This is a genomic window from Mesorhizobium sp. WSM4844 (genome assembly GCF_055811775.1).
Window position 1 is genome coordinate 1 of sequence record NZ_JBVVQB010000007.1, and the last position, 15,398, is coordinate 15,398.

The 15,398-nt window shown below is 62.0% G+C and carries 12 protein-coding genes; 3 read left to right on the top strand and 9 right to left on the bottom strand.

Features of this window, described 5'->3' with window-relative positions:
* Nucleotides 1-152: 152 nt before the first annotated feature.
* Complete coding sequence (gene tagH, locus AC0L2A_RS08365) at nucleotides 153-1,232, bottom strand: type VI secretion system-associated FHA domain protein TagH (RefSeq protein WP_473608323.1); 1,080 nt, start codon at nucleotides 1,230-1,232, stop codon at nucleotides 153-155.
* A gap of 201 nt (nucleotides 1,233-1,433) precedes the next feature.
* Here tagH and AC0L2A_RS08370 point away from each other — a divergent pair, with 201 nt between their 5' ends.
* Genes AC0L2A_RS08370 through AC0L2A_RS08380 form a run of 3 tightly spaced genes read left to right on the top strand, consistent with a single transcriptional unit; the run spans nucleotide 1,434 to nucleotide 4,566 of the window.
* Entirely contained in the window at nucleotides 1,434-3,761 is a 2,328-nt protein-coding gene (locus tag AC0L2A_RS08370) for a type VI secretion system Vgr family protein (protein WP_473608325.1), read from the top strand.
* Between the two features lie 11 nt (nucleotides 3,762-3,772).
* Nucleotides 3,773-4,198, top strand: coding sequence for a DUF6484 domain-containing protein (locus tag AC0L2A_RS08375; protein WP_473608326.1), 426 nt, complete (start codon nucleotides 3,773-3,775; stop codon nucleotides 4,196-4,198).
* Nucleotides 4,198-4,566 carry a hypothetical protein gene (locus tag AC0L2A_RS08380; protein ID WP_473608327.1) on the top strand — a complete coding sequence of 123 codons (369 nt, stop codon included), beginning with the start codon at nucleotides 4,198-4,200 and terminating at the stop codon, nucleotides 4,564-4,566. The genes AC0L2A_RS08375 and AC0L2A_RS08380 overlap by 1 nt, the downstream gene beginning before the upstream one ends.
* Before the next feature lie 14 nt (nucleotides 4,567-4,580).
* Here the strand turns inward: AC0L2A_RS08380 and AC0L2A_RS08385 are convergent, their stop codons facing one another.
* From AC0L2A_RS08385 to tssK, 8 genes are read right to left on the bottom strand one after another with little or no spacing between them, the layout of a single operon-like run.
* Nucleotides 4,581-5,531 carry a hypothetical protein gene (locus AC0L2A_RS08385; protein WP_473608329.1) on the bottom strand — a complete coding sequence of 317 codons (951 nt, stop codon included), beginning with the start codon at nucleotides 5,529-5,531 and terminating at the stop codon, nucleotides 4,581-4,583.
* A 24-nt stretch (nucleotides 5,532-5,555) separates the two neighbouring features.
* On the bottom strand, nucleotides 5,556-6,530 hold the full coding sequence (locus AC0L2A_RS08390; RefSeq protein ID WP_473608330.1) for a DUF4150 domain-containing protein: 975 nt from the start codon (nucleotides 6,528-6,530) through the stop codon (nucleotides 5,556-5,558).
* On the bottom strand, nucleotides 6,531-7,556 hold the full coding sequence (locus tag AC0L2A_RS08395; RefSeq protein ID WP_473608332.1) for a beta-ketoacyl synthase N-terminal-like domain-containing protein: 1,026 nt from the start codon (nucleotides 7,554-7,556) through the stop codon (nucleotides 6,531-6,533).
* Complete coding sequence (locus AC0L2A_RS08400) at nucleotides 7,553-8,656, bottom strand: DUF2169 family type VI secretion system accessory protein (RefSeq protein WP_473608333.1); 1,104 nt, start codon at nucleotides 8,654-8,656, stop codon at nucleotides 7,553-7,555. Before AC0L2A_RS08400 ends, AC0L2A_RS08395 begins: the two co-directional genes overlap by 4 nt.
* Entirely contained in the window at nucleotides 8,656-9,183 is a 528-nt protein-coding gene (gene tagF / locus AC0L2A_RS08405) for a type VI secretion system-associated protein TagF (protein WP_473608335.1), read from the bottom strand. Before tagF ends, AC0L2A_RS08400 begins: the two co-directional genes overlap by 1 nt.
* Nucleotides 9,180-12,716, bottom strand: coding sequence for a type VI secretion system membrane subunit TssM (tssM, locus tag AC0L2A_RS08410; RefSeq protein WP_473608336.1), 3,537 nt, complete (start codon nucleotides 12,714-12,716; stop codon nucleotides 9,180-9,182). Before tssM ends, tagF begins: the two co-directional genes overlap by 4 nt.
* A 1-nt stretch (nucleotide 12,717) precedes the next feature.
* Nucleotides 12,718-14,040 carry a type IVB secretion system protein IcmH/DotU gene (icmH, locus tag AC0L2A_RS08415; RefSeq protein ID WP_473608337.1) on the bottom strand — a complete coding sequence of 441 codons (1,323 nt, stop codon included), beginning with the start codon at nucleotides 14,038-14,040 and terminating at the stop codon, nucleotides 12,718-12,720.
* Between the two features lie 4 nt (nucleotides 14,041-14,044).
* The gene (tssK, locus tag AC0L2A_RS08420) at nucleotides 14,045-15,379 is read right to left on the bottom strand and encodes a type VI secretion system baseplate subunit TssK (protein ID WP_023801305.1); all 1,335 of its coding nucleotides are present in this window, start codon (nucleotides 15,377-15,379) and stop codon (nucleotides 14,045-14,047) included.
* Nucleotides 15,380-15,398: the final 19 nt, after the last annotated feature.

The following is a 15,398-nucleotide window of genomic DNA, read 5'->3' on the forward strand; positions in this document are numbered from 1 at the left end:
AGGGGGCGCCTCGCTCCGCGATCAAAGGTTCTGCACCGCGGCAGCGCTCCGAGGTAACGGCATGGATCCCAGGGTCTGCGCGCGTCGCTTCGCTCCTTGCTTGCCCTGGGATGACGAAGTGGAGGGGTGGGGCACCTGCCAGGGTTTCCGGTCTACTTTTGCTTGTCGGCTTTGGCATAGGCTTCGCTGAAATAGGCCAGGAATATGTCCAGCATTCCGTTTTCGTGTGCTTCCTCCATGGTCCGCCATTTGGCGACGAAGGCGTCCCAGGCCAGGCCCTTCTTCGATGTGAACGACGTCGGTGGGAGTTTTTTGCTGATCGCCTCAGGCGACAAATCGTCAAGCAGCCGGGAGAGCGCAGCTTGCATGGCTGCATAGGTGGCAAATTCGTGCGTCTTGAGATCGCGGAACGCGTCTTCGACACTGTGCCTGGCATCAAGGTAGCCGGATCTGCGCCGCGCAAACATGATTTCGAGGATGTCGTCGGTTCCCGGGACGAACTTTAGGGGATTGTTGTCGGCAGCGCTGATCATCGTCCGGTGCGTGCTCCTGGCCAGTATTTTCGCAGCCGCACGTGCCTTCAGCAGCTGGGCCAGCTCCTCGACAACCGTCCGCAGCACCGCGCCGATTTCGGCGCCCACTTCATGCGGATCACGCGATTGAAGCAGTTCCGGCGCGATGCCGGCTGCGATCGCGATGTCCCGCAGCACCTCGTCTCTGGTCGTAGCGAGAGGCGCGGGCGGCGAAGCGAGAGGCGCGGGCGGCGAAGACTTCGACACCGGTGCTCTCTGCCCGGGCCGTTGCTCCACCGGCTCGAAGAAAGCCTGGTCTCCGAAATTCTGCGGCCGGCCGGTTGCGACAGGCATTTGTCGCTGCGTCGAACCGTGGCTGCTTCGAGGATCACTTGTCGCGGCGCGCTCGTCATCGATCGAAACCAGGACGACATAGCGGCCGATCAGCAACCGGTCGCCTTGAACAAGCCGGTGAGGGCCGGCCATGCGCTGGGTCGATCCGTTGACGAATGTGCCGTTGCGCGAGATGTCGTGCAGCCAGAACGCGCCTGCCTGGTAACGCACTTCGCAGTGTCTGGCGGAGATGAACTTGTCGGGATCGGGCAAGGTCCAGTCACAGGCCTCGCGGCCGATTTCAAAGCTGCGATCACGAGCGGAGTAGCCGGTCGACATACCGGCGGGCAGGGAGACGACATTGTTGATCTGCAGCCTGATGTACATTCAAAATCGCCGTCGATCCTGTCGGGAAAACTCACCCAGGACACCCCATTATACCAGCAATTTCTGAGCGCGGCGGCACAGAAGCGTTCAAGTCGATGATTCCACTGGCGACCAGGCTGCAGTCGCCAAGCGTCCCCTTTGGTCGGTGCAAGACATGTGCTAGGCTCGGGCAGAAACGAGCGGCGGGAGGGGGCACGACCCATGCCGAACGAACGTGCTACGGTTGTGCAGACGCCGGTTGGCGCTGAGCTGTTGACCTTCACGCATCTTGTCGGGCGCGATGAGATCAGTCGTTGTTTGGCCTACACGGTCGGGTTCGTCAGCAGCAGCCCCGAAATCGATCCGCTGAAGATGCTGGGCGGTGCGGTTTCGATCGAAGGTGAATCCGATCCCAAACGCTGGTTCAGCGGCCTTGTCTCCGAGTTTCGGCTGACCCGGATCGAGGACCGTCTGGCTTACTACGAAGCCGTCATCAGGCCATGGCTTTGGTTTCTCGGCAATACCACCGATTGCCGTATTTTCCAGAACATGAGCGTCATCGAAATCGTCGAGGAGGTTTTCTCGAAATACAGCACGGCAAAATTCGAGAAGCGCCTGCAAGGGTCTTATCCGCCGCGTGAGTACTGCGTCCAGTATGACGAGAGCGATCTCGATTTCGTGCAGCGGCTGCTCGAGCACGAAGGCATCCTGTATTTCTTCGAGCACGACGAGGGCAAGCACACGCTTGTGCTGGCCGACGCCATGAGCAAGCTCAAGCCGGCGCCGGGCTATGAAAAGGTGCCTTATCACTTTGAAGGGCAGGGCTCCCGGCGCGATGTCGAATACATCACCGAATGGATTCCGGGCAGCTCGGTGCGGCCGGGCGCCTATGTCCATACCGACTATGATTTCGAGAAGCCGGGCGCCGACCTGATGGCCAAATCCGCCCAGCCGTTCAGTCACAAGCTGGCCGCGGGCGAGAATTACCGCCAGCCCGGCGCGCATCTCGACGTCGGCCGCGGCGACAGCCTGGCCGCGATCCGGCGCGAGGAAATCCAGGCCGTGCACCAGCGCATCGCTGCAGTCGGCACCGTGCGCGGCCTGTTTTCCGGCTGCACGTTCAAGCTGGACGGCTTCCCAAGGGAAGACCAGAACCAGGAATATCTGGTGGTCAGCGCCGAATACAGGCTGTTCGATCCGGGCTACAGAGCCCTTGCCGACGTCGAAAGCGAGAACTTCAAGGTGATCCTCGGCGTGGCGCCGACCGCCTTGCCCTATCGCCCGCCGCGGGTCACGACACGGCCGATCATGCGCGGTCCGCAGACGGCGACGGTGGTCGGCCCGTCCGGCGAGGAAATTTTTACTGACAAATATGCCAGAGTGAAGGTGCAGTTCCACTGGGACCGTCTCGGCAAGAAGGACCAGAACAGTTCCTGCTTCGTGCGCGTGTCGCAGACCTGGGCCGGCAGCGGCTGGGGTTTCATCCAGATACCGCGCATCGGCCAGGAGGTGATCGTCGACTTCATCGAAGGCGACCCGGATCTGCCGATCATCACCGGCAGGGTCTACAACGCCTCGCAGATGCCGCCCTACGGACTGCCGGGCAACGCCACGCAATCCGGCTGGAAATCCGACTCCTCGAAAGGCGGCGGCGGTTACAACGAGCTGATGTTCGAGGACAAGGCCGGCTCCGAACTGGTCAATTTCCAGGCACAGAAGGATCACAACCTTCTGATCAAGAACGACCGCACCAAGCTGGTGCAGCACGACCAGTCCGACCGCATCGACCATGACGCCAAGCACTCCGTCGGCCACAACCTCGACGAGGACGTCGGCAACAACAAAACGGTCAAGGTCGGCGTCGACCAGACCACGGATATCGGCAACAACGACACCGAGATGGTGGGGGTGAATCGTTCGCTGACGGTGGGGTCAAACGAGACGATCGGCATTGGGGCGAACTCGACGGAGACGATTGGGATAGCGCACACGCAAACGGTTGGCGCTGTCCAAACGGTGACCGTCGGCGCGGCTCGGGTCGACTCGGTCGGAACATCGGAGACCCGAACCGTGGGTGGCCCGCAGGCGAATACAATCGGTGCGACGCGGTCGGTCAGTGTCGGTGCGGCGCAGAGCCATACGATCGGGGCGAGCGACAGCTGGACCATATCGGCCAGCCAGAGTATCGAGATCGGCGCGGACCAGGGCATCAAGATTGGTGGCGCCCAGATGGCCGAGATCACCAAGACGCGCAAGATAGAGATAGGCGTCGATGACAGCACACAGGTAGCGGGTGCGCATGAGCTGAAAGTCGGAAAAAAGAGCCTGGTTCAGATCGCCGACGACTCTGCCTTCAATGTAGGCAAGAATTATACGCTTGAGGCGAAGGATTCGATCACGCTGAAGTGCGGAAGTGCCGAGATCATCATGAAGAAGGATGGGACGATCAACATCAAAGGCAAGGATGTTTCCATTGATGCTTCTGGAAAAATCAGCGGTAAGGCATCCAGCGACATCAAGTTCAAGGGCAGCAAGATCCACCAGAACTGAAGAGGTGAAGCATGGCCGACGTTCGTGGTCGCATCGATGGTGTCGTGATAGGCATTTTCTTGGGATTTGACGACACGTCGCCGCTGGTGGTCTTTCCTGGGAACCTTGTCGAGACGGCGGTTGCCGCAAGGAGCCTGACCAAACTCGATGCCAGTATGATCGGCGCTGAAGTAGCGCTTCTCTTTCAGGAGGGCGATCCCTTGCGCCCACTGATCGTGGGCAAACTTGTGGATTCTTCACGCCGAGCCGACGCCAAGCAGATCGTGCGCGACGGTGAATTGGTCCACATTGTCGGCAATGAGCGCATCGAACTGCGTTGCGGCAAGTCGGTCATTATCATGGAGAAGGATGGCCACATCACCATCCGAGGAACCTATGTCACCAGCCACGCCAGCGCGGCCAATCGAATCCGCGGCGGCTCTGTGAACCTGAACTGATGCCGGCGCCAATCCTTCACGAGATCGTGCGCCAGCATGTCGAACAGGCAGCCTTCCTGTGGACGGTGTACCATTATCATCTGCTGCATCCGGACGAAAACCCGGACATGGACGACGAGCGCCTTGCGAGGTTGATAGAGCGCCTTGAAGCTTATCTCGACGGGGCCAGGGTCGCGGGCGAGGCAGGTCGCAAGATCGCGCAACAGTGCTTCGAAGAGATTCCGGAAGCGGGAGAGCTGTTCGTGGTGCAGATGCTCTCCGCTCAAAAACCGATCCGCATCATCGACCTCGACCTTGCCAAGGTGCAGCGCTTTATCGAAGTCAACCTGGAAAAGCCTGAGGCGACCGTCGACACCTCGGAGCCGTAACCTTCCGAGGCGGACTAGTCCGATCTTTCGAGGAGTTCGGGAGGCACGGGCATGAGGGTCCAAGCTATGCCGTCGTGACGAGCCAGGCCTTCGCGATCGAAGTACCAGATAATGCCCTCCTTCACCTCGATGTTCTTCGGGCTGCGATACTCGGCAGGCAGGGCCAAGGTCTCCAACAGATTCAGCTTCGCGTCGAATATGAAGATTGCCGTCTTGCCCAGCACATAGAGTTTCGAGCGGTCGAAGCGGATACGGAGGAACTTCTCGAGCAAACCTTCGACAGAGGCGTCCTCCATCGTGCCCGGCCCCGTTCCCGTAACAATCGTGCCGCCACCGCCCACAGCAACAAGGCGCGACTCGTCTACAAAAACAAGGTCATACAAGGCCTGATTGTTTGGGAGCTCTGCCGGGCTCCATATGCCATCGTTGTAAAAGTAGAGGCAACCTTTTGCCGCATGCTTGGGCCGGCTGTGCGTGTATCCGCAGACCGCCAGTTTTTTCGGGCTAATCGCGGCGATGCCCTCGAAGAAATTGTTTGCCATACCATCGACATCGCGCTCGCAAATCCGGACCCATTCATCCTTCCTGGGCCTGAAATAGACTTGGGAACCGTCGCCGCACACATAGAGGATGCCCGCATTATGGGTGATGGCGAGCGTCGAACCAAGATCCTCGGCATCCTCGCTGAGGACGCCGGCACCGGGGATCTTTTCGTAGTCCACGTCCTCGGTAAGAAAGTAGAGGTCGCCTTCATTGGTTAGCGCGACGAACACATTCTCGTTATCGCTCTCGAACGGGTAGGCGCAAACCGAGACGACTGTTCTGGGGATGTCAACATCCGCGACCTGTTGTTCTGTCGTGTCCTGAAACATGAGAAAGCGCGAGTACGGATCCTCGTCGTCGAGTTCGGTCGGGACCGCGGCGATAAGATCTGGGGCAATGTAGCCCGACGCTCGAATCTTCATCTGCGCTCTCCTGCTGTTGTCTGTCTATTTTCTAGGCTTTGGCGGCTTCATCGTCTTCTTGGCTTCCTTGCCGGGCAACGGGTTGGAGGTTCGACCCTTCTGGCCTGGCCCGAATGCGCTTTGTTGTGCCTCGACCGCTTCCTTTGCCTTGTTGATGCAATTTGCATTGAGATCCTGGAGGTCACCGAGAGATGAAATGGTTGCCTTGGTGATCTTGCTCATCGGTGCAACGCCGAGCTTGCCTTCCTCTTTCAACTTGGCTTTCGCAGCCACTAGGTCTTTGCCCTTGAGTTTGGCCAAACCGGGTCGGCCCAGCGTGACGATCTTTTCACGGTCGGCCTCATGAATCCGTTCGTGATCATCAGGGCTGAGACAGACGCAAACCCCCTCTCCGAGCGTCGGAGCGTTGGCGATGCGCGTGGATGCAACATCGGCGTCGGCCCGACTGCCGGTCCGGAAACACTTGTCCGGGACGATGTGATGTGCCTCGCCGCCGTTGTCATTGCAGACCGCGGCGATCGCATCATAGGAGCCAATCAGGCATTTTTCCGTGCTGTAAATGACTCCGGCGCCGGTGGCCAGTTTCGGAAAGGTCAGCGTATTTCCCTGCGGAGAGGCGTGATTGTTGGTCGACAGGTCCGTCATTCGGTTGACGGGTTCGCCGTCGGCCTTGACATTGCTCGACCAGGCGACGGCGTATTCCTTGCCGGTATTCTTCGAAGTGATGATGCCTTTCTTGGCCGCGCAGCCGGCCTCAGTGCCGGTCGTCTTGGTGTAGTAGGACTTGTTTTTCTGCGTTATCGTCTGACCGCCGATCTTGACAGTGCTGGTGCCTTTGTCCGTGTCACTGTCGAAGCCGAAAGAAGGGTAGGGAATCGGAACGCCAGGGGGTGTTGCCGGATTCTCCGGCGGCGTGAAGCAGACATCAGGAAAGGCCGCTATGACCTTGTTACCCTGCGCCTTGCAGGCGACTTCAAGGCTGTTGGCGTAGACTGTCATCTATGCAGCCCTAGCAGCAAAGATAGCGGCGCCGCAGGCACCGGAGTCGTCGGAGGCCTCGATCAGTACCGGATTGCCCGCCGCGTAGCCCTTCCTTGCCGCCGCAAGGGCCATGCCGATCATCACCGGCACCGCCGCCGCCCCGATATTTCCAAGCGATTCGCCCGGCGACCACAGGTCCTGAAAGTCATGGGCACCCCGCACGAGCCGAAGGCTTGCCAGGGCCGTTTGCTTGAACCAGTACTGCTCGCCGATAAGGTCCGAAATACGGAACCCCAATTGGTTCATCTCAATGCCGGCTTCGTTCAGCGCGTGCCGATAGGCGGTCGTCATTCCGTCGCCGCGCAACGGTTCGTCAGCCTCGTTGTAGATGAATGCATTCTCCCGGGCGAGGCCGAGACCGTGCAGTCTGAGTGCGGACCCGTGACCTGTATGGGTGCACAAAACAGCGCCCGCAGCTTCGCCGGGGATAAAGCCGTTCGGATTGTTGGTGGCCAGCAAGCGGCGGTTCGCCAGATAGAAGCCTATCGCTTCGGGAGTGAGATAGCTGTCCACCCCGGCGACAATGACTGCTGACGTTCCCCCTTCGGCCAGCAGTCGGCGCGCCTGCTCAAGCGCTACCAGACCGGATGGCCGGCCATGCGATACGATGCGAGATCGTGGGTCGACGTCCATATCGAGGACCGCGCACACGTTCCGCAAGAACACTGATACATCCTGGACGGAAGAACTAGGCCGCGACGCCTCTGGAAGGCACAACAGCATCGGAGTCCGTTCGCGTGCTTCTGGCACCGCAGTGCATATCTCGCTTATCGCAGCCGCTACCATATGGATCATACGTTTTTGGCCGATCCATCTTCGCGGCATACTGACCGGGGCGCCAAGCAGCCATTCGCCTTCGCCATCGGCGTAAGGCGTCTCCTTGAAGCCGTCCAAGCGCGCGCGGAGCGCCGCACAAGACGACGGTGCATCAAGACCGACAGCCGTCACCATACCGGTCGCTATGATATCGAGCGCAGCCGTCATGCGTCCTCGACCTCCGGCTGAATCGGCTCCGCGATTGGACGCACATATGGCTTCTTGACGACTTTGGCGTGGAGCATGCCTGGCGTCGGCGGCCCGACCCAGCATTCCGTAAAGTCGAGGATCGTGCGCTGAAGGCGTTGCGACACACGCCAGACCAATGAAAAGCGACGGTTCTCGGTGTCGAACAAAACAGTGTCCGGATGGATATCGGCCTCGAATGCCTTGGCGTGGCCCTTGAACATCGCAACTTTGATGGCCGTGGCTGGCATTCTAAAATGTTCGCGCCCCAGAGGTGTCAAATTGACAAGCTGCACTTCCTCGCCGCCGCGTGGCGGATCGATCTGCTGGTCGGGCGGGGCCATCTGGAAGTAGCGTTCGTCGAAGTCCGGCGGCAGAAAAGGGAAAATGTTATTGGCCCAGTTGTCGTCATAGGTGCCGCCATATTCAATGCGGCCCGGCCAACCGCGGCCCATCGGACCGAAACTCATCGGCTTGTAGTCGCCGAAGGGTGAGCGCATGTCCTCACCAATCGCCTGCGTATTGGGAAGACGCAAACCTGGGACCAGGTGTTGGTTCTTCGCGCGCGACCAGCCCGTTCCGACCGGGTTGTATTTGTAGCTGGCGGGGAGCTTGTCCTCCGGGTCCAGTCTGTCGACGCCACCCCAGGCAACGTCATAGGAGATGGGTAATTTCAGGAAGGGCCGCGGCGACGTGGCGGTAAAGACCGGGCCGATGGAGCGCCATTCGCGGTGACCGACGACCTCGAACAGTTTCGACCAATTGCCCACCTTGATGCCGACCGGCACACGCTCGGCTGGTCTGCCGTTTGGTGCGTAGGCACAGCCATTGGCGACGATGTCACAGCGTGACTTGCGGAAGGCGAAATCGGTTTCCCACAGTGTGGCGGAGTAGCCGGGTTCGCCGGTCTGTGTATCGGCAAAAACCAGCGGCACCTGTTCGGCCGATTTTTGCACCAGCCCGCCAGGCGTCGCAGGAAAGTCGAACGTGCCTTTGACCACCACTACGACCCACTCACGGCCGGTCGTGTCCGCACTCACGGAGAATTCGTGCCGGTAACCCATCTGGTTCCAGATCCGCATCAGCTGGTCTCCAAGCTGGTGGCGAAGATCTGCTCCAACGTCCCCTGCGGCGCCAGCGGATCAACATCGAAAATGTCCGAACGGGCGGTCCACATCACCATATCGCTGATGACCTCTTCGCCCGGCTCGACAGACGGCACCGGCAGCGTACTTAACGCGCCATCCAGTTCATCAGGCGTGATCTCGCCGCGCTGTGCGGCAAAGGCAGCCTCTTCGATCCCGGCAAACCACGTATCGGCGCGAGCCAGTTGAATGAACGCATCAGGAAGCTGCGCAACGACGCTCAAAGGGAACTGCCGGCCGACCCTGTCGGCGCTCTGCAGAATAATGCCTGCCGATGGCCCGAACGCAGCCGGGCCGGCCAGGAAGCGCAGCGCGGTGGTGCGCGGCCAGGTTTCCATGCCGATCAGCGGCACGATGTGCTGCGCCAGCCAGCGGTCCCAGATGCGCACAAAATCCCCCGGCAGCCGCCGCGTGACGAAATCGCCGGTGGCGGGCATTTTGCCGTAAAAGCCAGGCAGGATCATATCTGCGGCGGACATGAGAATTTCTTGAACATCTGCAAATTGTATGGGTTCTCGACGCTTGCCGCCTTGAGTTCGAAATCGGCGTACATGCCTTGCGTGCCCAGTCGCAGGCTGTAGACGTCGGACAGCGAGGTGCCGGTGAAGCGGCCGCTGCGCAGCAGCCTCAGCCACGCCCAGCTGCCGGTTTCGTTCAGCATGACTTCGGGCGAGCCGTCGATCGGCTGGAAGGCCAGCGAGATCACGCCGGTGCCGTCCTTGCCGGGCCAGGTCATCGGTTGCGGCCGCGTCGCGTTGTTGTAATAGACGAGGTTCTGGCCATCGAGATTGAGCGTCACGCGCGTGACGTTGGGCGACAGGTCCTTCGGTTGCAGCGTAAAACTCATCACCGGGCCGGTACCGCCTGGAAACAGATCGTCGCGGATCCGCCTGGCCTGTTCGAACGCCGCCAGGGCCGCCGCGTCGAGGCCGAAATCGGCGCGCCATTTCCATGGCTGGCTGGCGGTGTCGACGTAGCTGATCAAATGGTCGTTGATGAAGGTGTCGATCATCCCGGCCGGCCCGAACAGGCGGGCGAAATCGCGGACATTGACGTCAACCGCGCTTTCGGGGCTGAACGGATAGCGGTCGTTCAGCGCCGCCTGGCAGAACGGCAGGATGTCGGCGCGCCAGATGGCGTTGAGCTCCGAGGTGACCGCCTTCTGGGTCAGGCCGCTGGTGTCGCCGGCAATGCCGCCGAGCCAGTCGTCGACCGGATCGGGGAGGATCTGCGCTTGCCTGGCGACCGCTCCGGTCAGTTCGGCCAGCCCACCCTGTTTCTTGATGGCGTCCTGCGGGTCGGGATTGGCCGTGACCGTCTGCAGCACGTTCGAAAGTGCGGTCAGCGCCACCACCGCGGCATCGAGTGCCGGCGGCTGGCCGTCGACCTCGGCGATCGCCCCCTTGAGCGGCTTGAAGTGTTCGGCAACCAGAGTGCCGGTAAGATCGACCTCGTTGGCGGAGCCTGCGCGCGGCAGCAGTTTTGCCCCTGTCTTTACGATCTTTCCCAGCTTCCCCAGCTTGCCGAGCAGTTTCGAGGTGCCCTTGGCTGCCGCCTTGTTGTCGGCCGGCGCTTCATCGGACCGGGTCAGCTCGGTCTCCTGAACGACCGCCGTAAGCAGGCGCTTCAGCGCGGAATCGGCGCTCGACAGGTCTTTTAGGTTCTCGCTGGCGACGTTCAGGTCGGCCAATGGCGCGAGCCTGATATCGCGCAGGATGCTGTCCCATTGCGCGATGTAGTCTTCGTAGTAGAGTTTCAGGATATCCTCGGACAGCGCCGAGACAGAAGTTTCGGAATTTTCCGAACAGCCTCCGGCAAAAACCGCCCGATCGAGTGCGGCCTGGGCGGCGACATCCTCGATCCGGTCGAGAATGGCATCGTGGAAGCCGGAATAGGTGAACGCGCCCGAAATGCCGACGCGCAGCGTCTTGTCGGAACGCCGCGCAAAAACCTTGGCGCCGTTGGGGCCGGCGAAATTCGCCGGGATCCATTCCTTTAGGCCGGCCACCGCCGGGTCGGCCAGCAACTGCCTGTAGGCACGCGCCGGCAGCGAAATCGTGCAAACCGTTTTCAGCGCCTCGGCGACCAACGCCTGATCCGCTGATATGTAGCTATCGTCGACCGTCATGCGACGGATCGCGGCAAGCTGGTGCTCTTCCGCGTCGGCGGTCGGAAACGGCGCCGCCGGTGCGAATTCCGGCAAGTCGTTGACCCACCAGCTCTGGACGTAATCGGCGTCCATCTGCGACAGGCCGGTCATCATGCGATAGGTTTTTAGCGCCCCCAGCATGAAATCCGGATCGCGGATCTGCCGCCACATGGTCGCCTCGAGCAGGGCGACCATGTGCGGCTCGAGGACGTTGCGCAAAGCGTGCTCGTAAGTGTCGGCCTGCGCCCGCAGCAGCTCTGCCGACGCCGACGGCCCGAGCAGGTCCTGGGCGCTGCTCGGCGGTGCGGTACGGGCGTTTGCGACCTCGGCCATCGCATAGAGCGCGCTGTCGATGGCGGGCTGCTCCACCGATGCCGGGCTCGCAGCGGCTGCGGTCAGCGGCGCCTGCAGCGCTTCGAATTGGCCCGCCTGCGCTGCGATCGCATTGCGGTTGTCATAGTAGGACCAGGTGAACATCGCACCGGCCAGCAGGGCGGCGGCGGCACAGGCGGCCGCGGCGCCACGCCAGATCCAGGCGCGGCGGCGCTGCGCCAGCGGATCGAACGTCCCCAGGCCGGCTTCCCTGAAAATGACCTCGGTCAGCAGGTTCTTCAGGAAAAAGCTGCGTTTTTCAACGCGCGGCGCCGGCATCGCCCGTCGCGGCGGAAGACCGAAGGATGACGACAGCGCCGCGGTCAGCCGGTCGATAGGCGCCCCTTCCTGGGTTGCCGACGTCAGATAGAGGCCGCGCAGCCAGGCGGCTTCTTCGTAGCGGCTTTCGCCGAACATCGCCTCGACCAACACCTGGATAGGCTCGGACAGGCTCGTCAGCTGGGCGGGAAACCTGAAAATCTCGGCGCGGGCGGCGAGTTTGTCCTCGTCCTCCAGGCGCGGCACCAGCCGCCGCTCGAGTTCCGTCGCAAGGGTGGCGATTTCCCGTTCAATGGTCTTTGCGTCGACACGTGCATCCAGCGCGAAGGTCGTGCCCCACACCTGCTCGCGCGAGGCCGTCGACAGGCCGCCGAAGAAAGCCTCGAAACCCTTGATCAGATCGGCCTTGGTCAGCATCAGGTAGACTGGAAGGCGGATTTCGAGCCGGTCGTTGAGCTCTGCCAGGCGACGACGGATCTTGCGGCCATGCGCCTTGATGGCTTCGTCGCCCTCTGAAAGCGCATCGATCGACAGCGCGACGATCACGCCGTTGAGCGCCCGGCGGCCGCGATGCTTTTTCAGGAGGTCGAGGAAGCCCAGCCATTCCGCCGCATCGACGTCCGGCTGGCTCTCCTGCTGCACGTAGCGGCCCGCCGTGTCGATCAGAACTGCATTCTCGGAGAAAAACCAGTCGCAGTTGCGGGTGCCGCCAACCCCCTGCAGGTCGTCGGTGAGGTCGATCGGAAAGTTCAGGCCGGACTGGCGCAAGGCCGTGGTCTTGCCGGTGGCCGGCGGCCCGACGATCACGTACCAGGGCATCTCGCGCAGGAACTTGCGTCCGCCCAGTTTGCGGCGCTTCAATTCGACCATCACCTCGGCGAACTTGGCGCCGACGGCGGCGACGTTCTCTTCGCCGGGGCTCAGCGGTTTCTCCACCACGGGCGCAGCGATTTCGGCGACGAACATGCGGTTGGCCCGGATCGCCCGGCGCTGCGCGACGATCAGCCAGATCAGCCAAAAAATGACCAGCAGCGCAATGATGACGATGCGGACATTTTCCGAGGCGAAGGGTTCGTAAGCACCGACCCTGACGATCGGGCCGAACACCCAGATAACCAGAGAAAGCAGCGCGATGCCGATCAGCGTCCACAGCCAGCGCGATGTCAGAACCGCCCAGAGGAAGCGCAGGATGAACATCTCACAGCCTCTTTTCGACCAGCACCTCGACGCGGCGGTTCAAGGCCCGTCCCGCGCGGGTGCTGTCGTCGGCCACTGGATCGGTAGCTGCACGTCCTTCGAAGCGAATGCGGTCCTGCGGCACGCCGTTCTGGACCAGCATCTCGGTAATGGTTGCCGCGCGCGCTTCCGACAGCCGCTGGTTGGTGGAAAGCGGATTGGATCGTTGCAAAGGAATACTGTCGGTATGGCCGACCACGGTGATGTTTCCGATCAGTTCCTGATTGGCGAGGATCACCTTGGCGATTGACCCGATCAGCGGTTCGAAGCCTTCCGTCAGTGTCGGCCGCGACGACTGGAACAGTTCGGGGTTGGAGGCCTGAATGATCAGCCTGGCCAGCGAAACGCTCTCGGTGCCGCTTAGCGCGGCCCTGAGGTTGTCCGGCGCTCCGGCCTGAAACTCCGGCACCAGCGCGAAATCCACTGCCTCCGGCGGCGGCGCGTCGACCTGTGGCGATGTCCGGCTGATCTCGCCGCGGGCTGGCGGCGGCAAAGCACGAACCAGCGTCGAAAGCTCGACCGCCTGACTGCTCAGTCCCATCGACAGGCCGAGATAGATTGCAGTGGCGAGAACCGCCGCGCCGAGCCCCATCACCCAGATCGGCACGATGAACCGCTGCGGCTCGTCGGATGCGTTCACGCCTTTCCAGTTCGGCGACAGCGGCGCGCCGTCGGCGTCGGCATCGCGCAGAAAGCGCGCCGCAGCAACGCGAACCGCATTGAGCGAGCGGTCGCCCGACCGGCCTGGAACACGATATTTGCCGCGGAAGCCGAGCGCCAGGCAATGATATTGCAGTTCGAGCAATTCGCGATCCCGGTTCGGATGCCGCTCCAGTTCGTCGAGACGCGTGAAGAACTGGGTGCCGGCATCGACATCGCCTCGCAGCATCACCACAAGCGGCTGGCGCGGCCATGCGCTGGCGCCGCCCCATGGCGTGTTCAGGGCCAGGTCATCGAGCAATGCCGCCACCACCCAGGCTGCCTGGTCGGCGCGCTCCAGGGAGGACCCCGCCGCCATTGCCGCGTCACGTGCCCGAACCAACTCATCGAGCAATCGGGTGCGCAACGCTTCCGGGTTTTCCGGCGGCAGCGCGCTTTCCAGCTCGGGCGCGAACTCGAGCAGCGGCGCGAATGCGTTGACCAGCGTATTGGGATGCGTACGCGAGCGTTTGATTGGCACGCCCGACAACAGTGGCGTCATCGGTCGCGGCATCGGCGCGCCGGTCAGTCGTATGCGCGTGCGTTCGCGATCCTCCGACAGTCCGAAAGGATCATCCCGGCTCATCATCTCACCTGTTTACCGAATAGCAGTCGACCTGCGGCTCGCTCGGCAGCACGCCCGACACGCCAATGACGAAGCCGGGGGCATCGAGCAACGAGGCCCAATGCTCGCTTTTCTGATCCAGCTCAAGGCACAGCCGATCGCCATCGTAGGGGATTTCGCGCGGCTGGGAATGAAGCGGTTTCAGTGGAATGCCAGGCAGGCGGGATTTCCACAGGCCCTCGAACTGATCGGCCGAACCGACGGTCGCCTGGTTGACGAAAATCTTGCGCAAGGCATCTTCCGACAGCTCGGAACCGACCCGGATGACGATCCGGCTGGCCACCAGCAGTTTTGGGTTGTCGATGCGGATCTTCCAGACATTGGTCGAATGCCGCATGACCGGCAGCGCGCGTGATTTAGGCTCGATGTAGCGCAGGCTCAGGATGAGCGAGCGCAGGGCGTCGGCCAGCGCCGAATAGGCGGGGCCGGGCGCCATGTGATCGTAGGCCGGCAACTCGCTTAGCCGTCGCGCGCTCGAGCCATAGGTCGCCATTGAACCGGCAAGACCGGCAAGCTCCAGGTAAAGCTCGGCCGGATGGAAAACATCCTGCGCCAGCATGTGCGCCAGTCGCGGACGCGCCGCATTGGCGAGATTGAGCATCAGCAGGTCTTCGACGCTGCGCCCTGGCCCGCCCATGACCATTTTGCCATGCGCCTCGGCGATCTGGTCGAGGCCGGTGACAACTTCCAGAAGCAGCTGCCGGTACCAGGCCACCGCTCCGGTAACCAGTGTCGGCGGCAGGAACGTCTCGTCCAGCGAGACGCCACCGTCGGCTCGAACCCCTTTGATGTCGGCTATCGGCAGCGCGGTGTAGCCGCCAACCGATTTTCCCGGTGCAATCAGCAGCGCCTGCGGGCGGGCGATTTCGATTTCTTCAGGATCCGAACCGCCCTGGACGGCGTCACGCACCGAAACGATCCGCCCATGATAGCGCGCGCCTGTCGATGCGGCGTGCGCCGGATCGAAGCCGACACCGCCGGCAGGCTCGAGCGGCAGGGCGACCAGCACCGGTCCGGCGCCGGTATCGGCGGTGACCGGCAGCGGTCGTGGCGCGTCCATCAGGTCCGGGATGGAGAAGGGGGTTCCATCCGGAAAGATGCCCCGTGCCGACAGGATCGAGACCTGGCCGGCATCGAGCATCGCCTGGTCCAGCGTCAGCTGCTGAAAGCCGAACGTATGCAGCTGCCCGGCCTGCAACGCGCCGCGCACGGTCGCCTCGAAAAAGCGATCCTGCTGCTGAAAATGCTGGGTCCGGAGAAACAGGCCCTCGGACCACAGCACCCTGTTTGCATCGCTCATGCCGCTACTTCCTGCATCG

What these genes read in the sequence shown, in the direction of transcription:
- tagH (WP_473608323.1), bottom strand. Translation starts at nt 1,232, where the DNA reads ATGTACATCAGGCTGCAGATCAACAATGTCGTCTCCCTGCCCGCCGGT.
- AC0L2A_RS08400 (WP_473608333.1), bottom strand. Translation starts at nt 8,656, where the DNA reads ATGCGGATCTGGAACCAGATGGGTTACCGGCACGAATTCTCCGTGAGT.
- AC0L2A_RS08380 (WP_473608327.1), top strand. Translation starts at nt 4,198, where the DNA reads ATGCCGGCGCCAATCCTTCACGAGATCGTGCGCCAGCATGTCGAACAG.
- tssM (WP_473608336.1), bottom strand. Translation starts at nt 12,716, where the DNA reads ATGTTCATCCTGCGCTTCCTCTGGGCGGTTCTGACATCGCGCTGGCTG.
- AC0L2A_RS08395 (WP_473608332.1), bottom strand. Translation starts at nt 7,556, where the DNA reads ATGACGGCTGCGCTCGATATCATAGCGACCGGTATGGTGACGGCTGTC.
- icmH (WP_473608337.1), bottom strand. Translation starts at nt 14,040, where the DNA reads ATGAGCCGGGATGATCCTTTCGGACTGTCGGAGGATCGCGAACGCACG.
- AC0L2A_RS08370 (WP_473608325.1), top strand. Translation starts at nt 1,434, where the DNA reads ATGCCGAACGAACGTGCTACGGTTGTGCAGACGCCGGTTGGCGCTGAG.
- tssK (WP_023801305.1), bottom strand. Translation starts at nt 15,379, where the DNA reads ATGAGCGATGCAAACAGGGTGCTGTGGTCCGAGGGCCTGTTTCTCCGG.
- AC0L2A_RS08375 (WP_473608326.1), top strand. Translation starts at nt 3,773, where the DNA reads ATGGCCGACGTTCGTGGTCGCATCGATGGTGTCGTGATAGGCATTTTC.
- AC0L2A_RS08390 (WP_473608330.1), bottom strand. Translation starts at nt 6,530, where the DNA reads ATGACAGTCTACGCCAACAGCCTTGAAGTCGCCTGCAAGGCGCAGGGT.
- AC0L2A_RS08385 (WP_473608329.1), bottom strand. Translation starts at nt 5,531, where the DNA reads ATGAAGATTCGAGCGTCGGGCTACATTGCCCCAGATCTTATCGCCGCG.
- tagF (WP_473608335.1), bottom strand. Translation starts at nt 9,183, where the DNA reads ATGATCCTGCCTGGCTTTTACGGCAAAATGCCCGCCACCGGCGATTTC.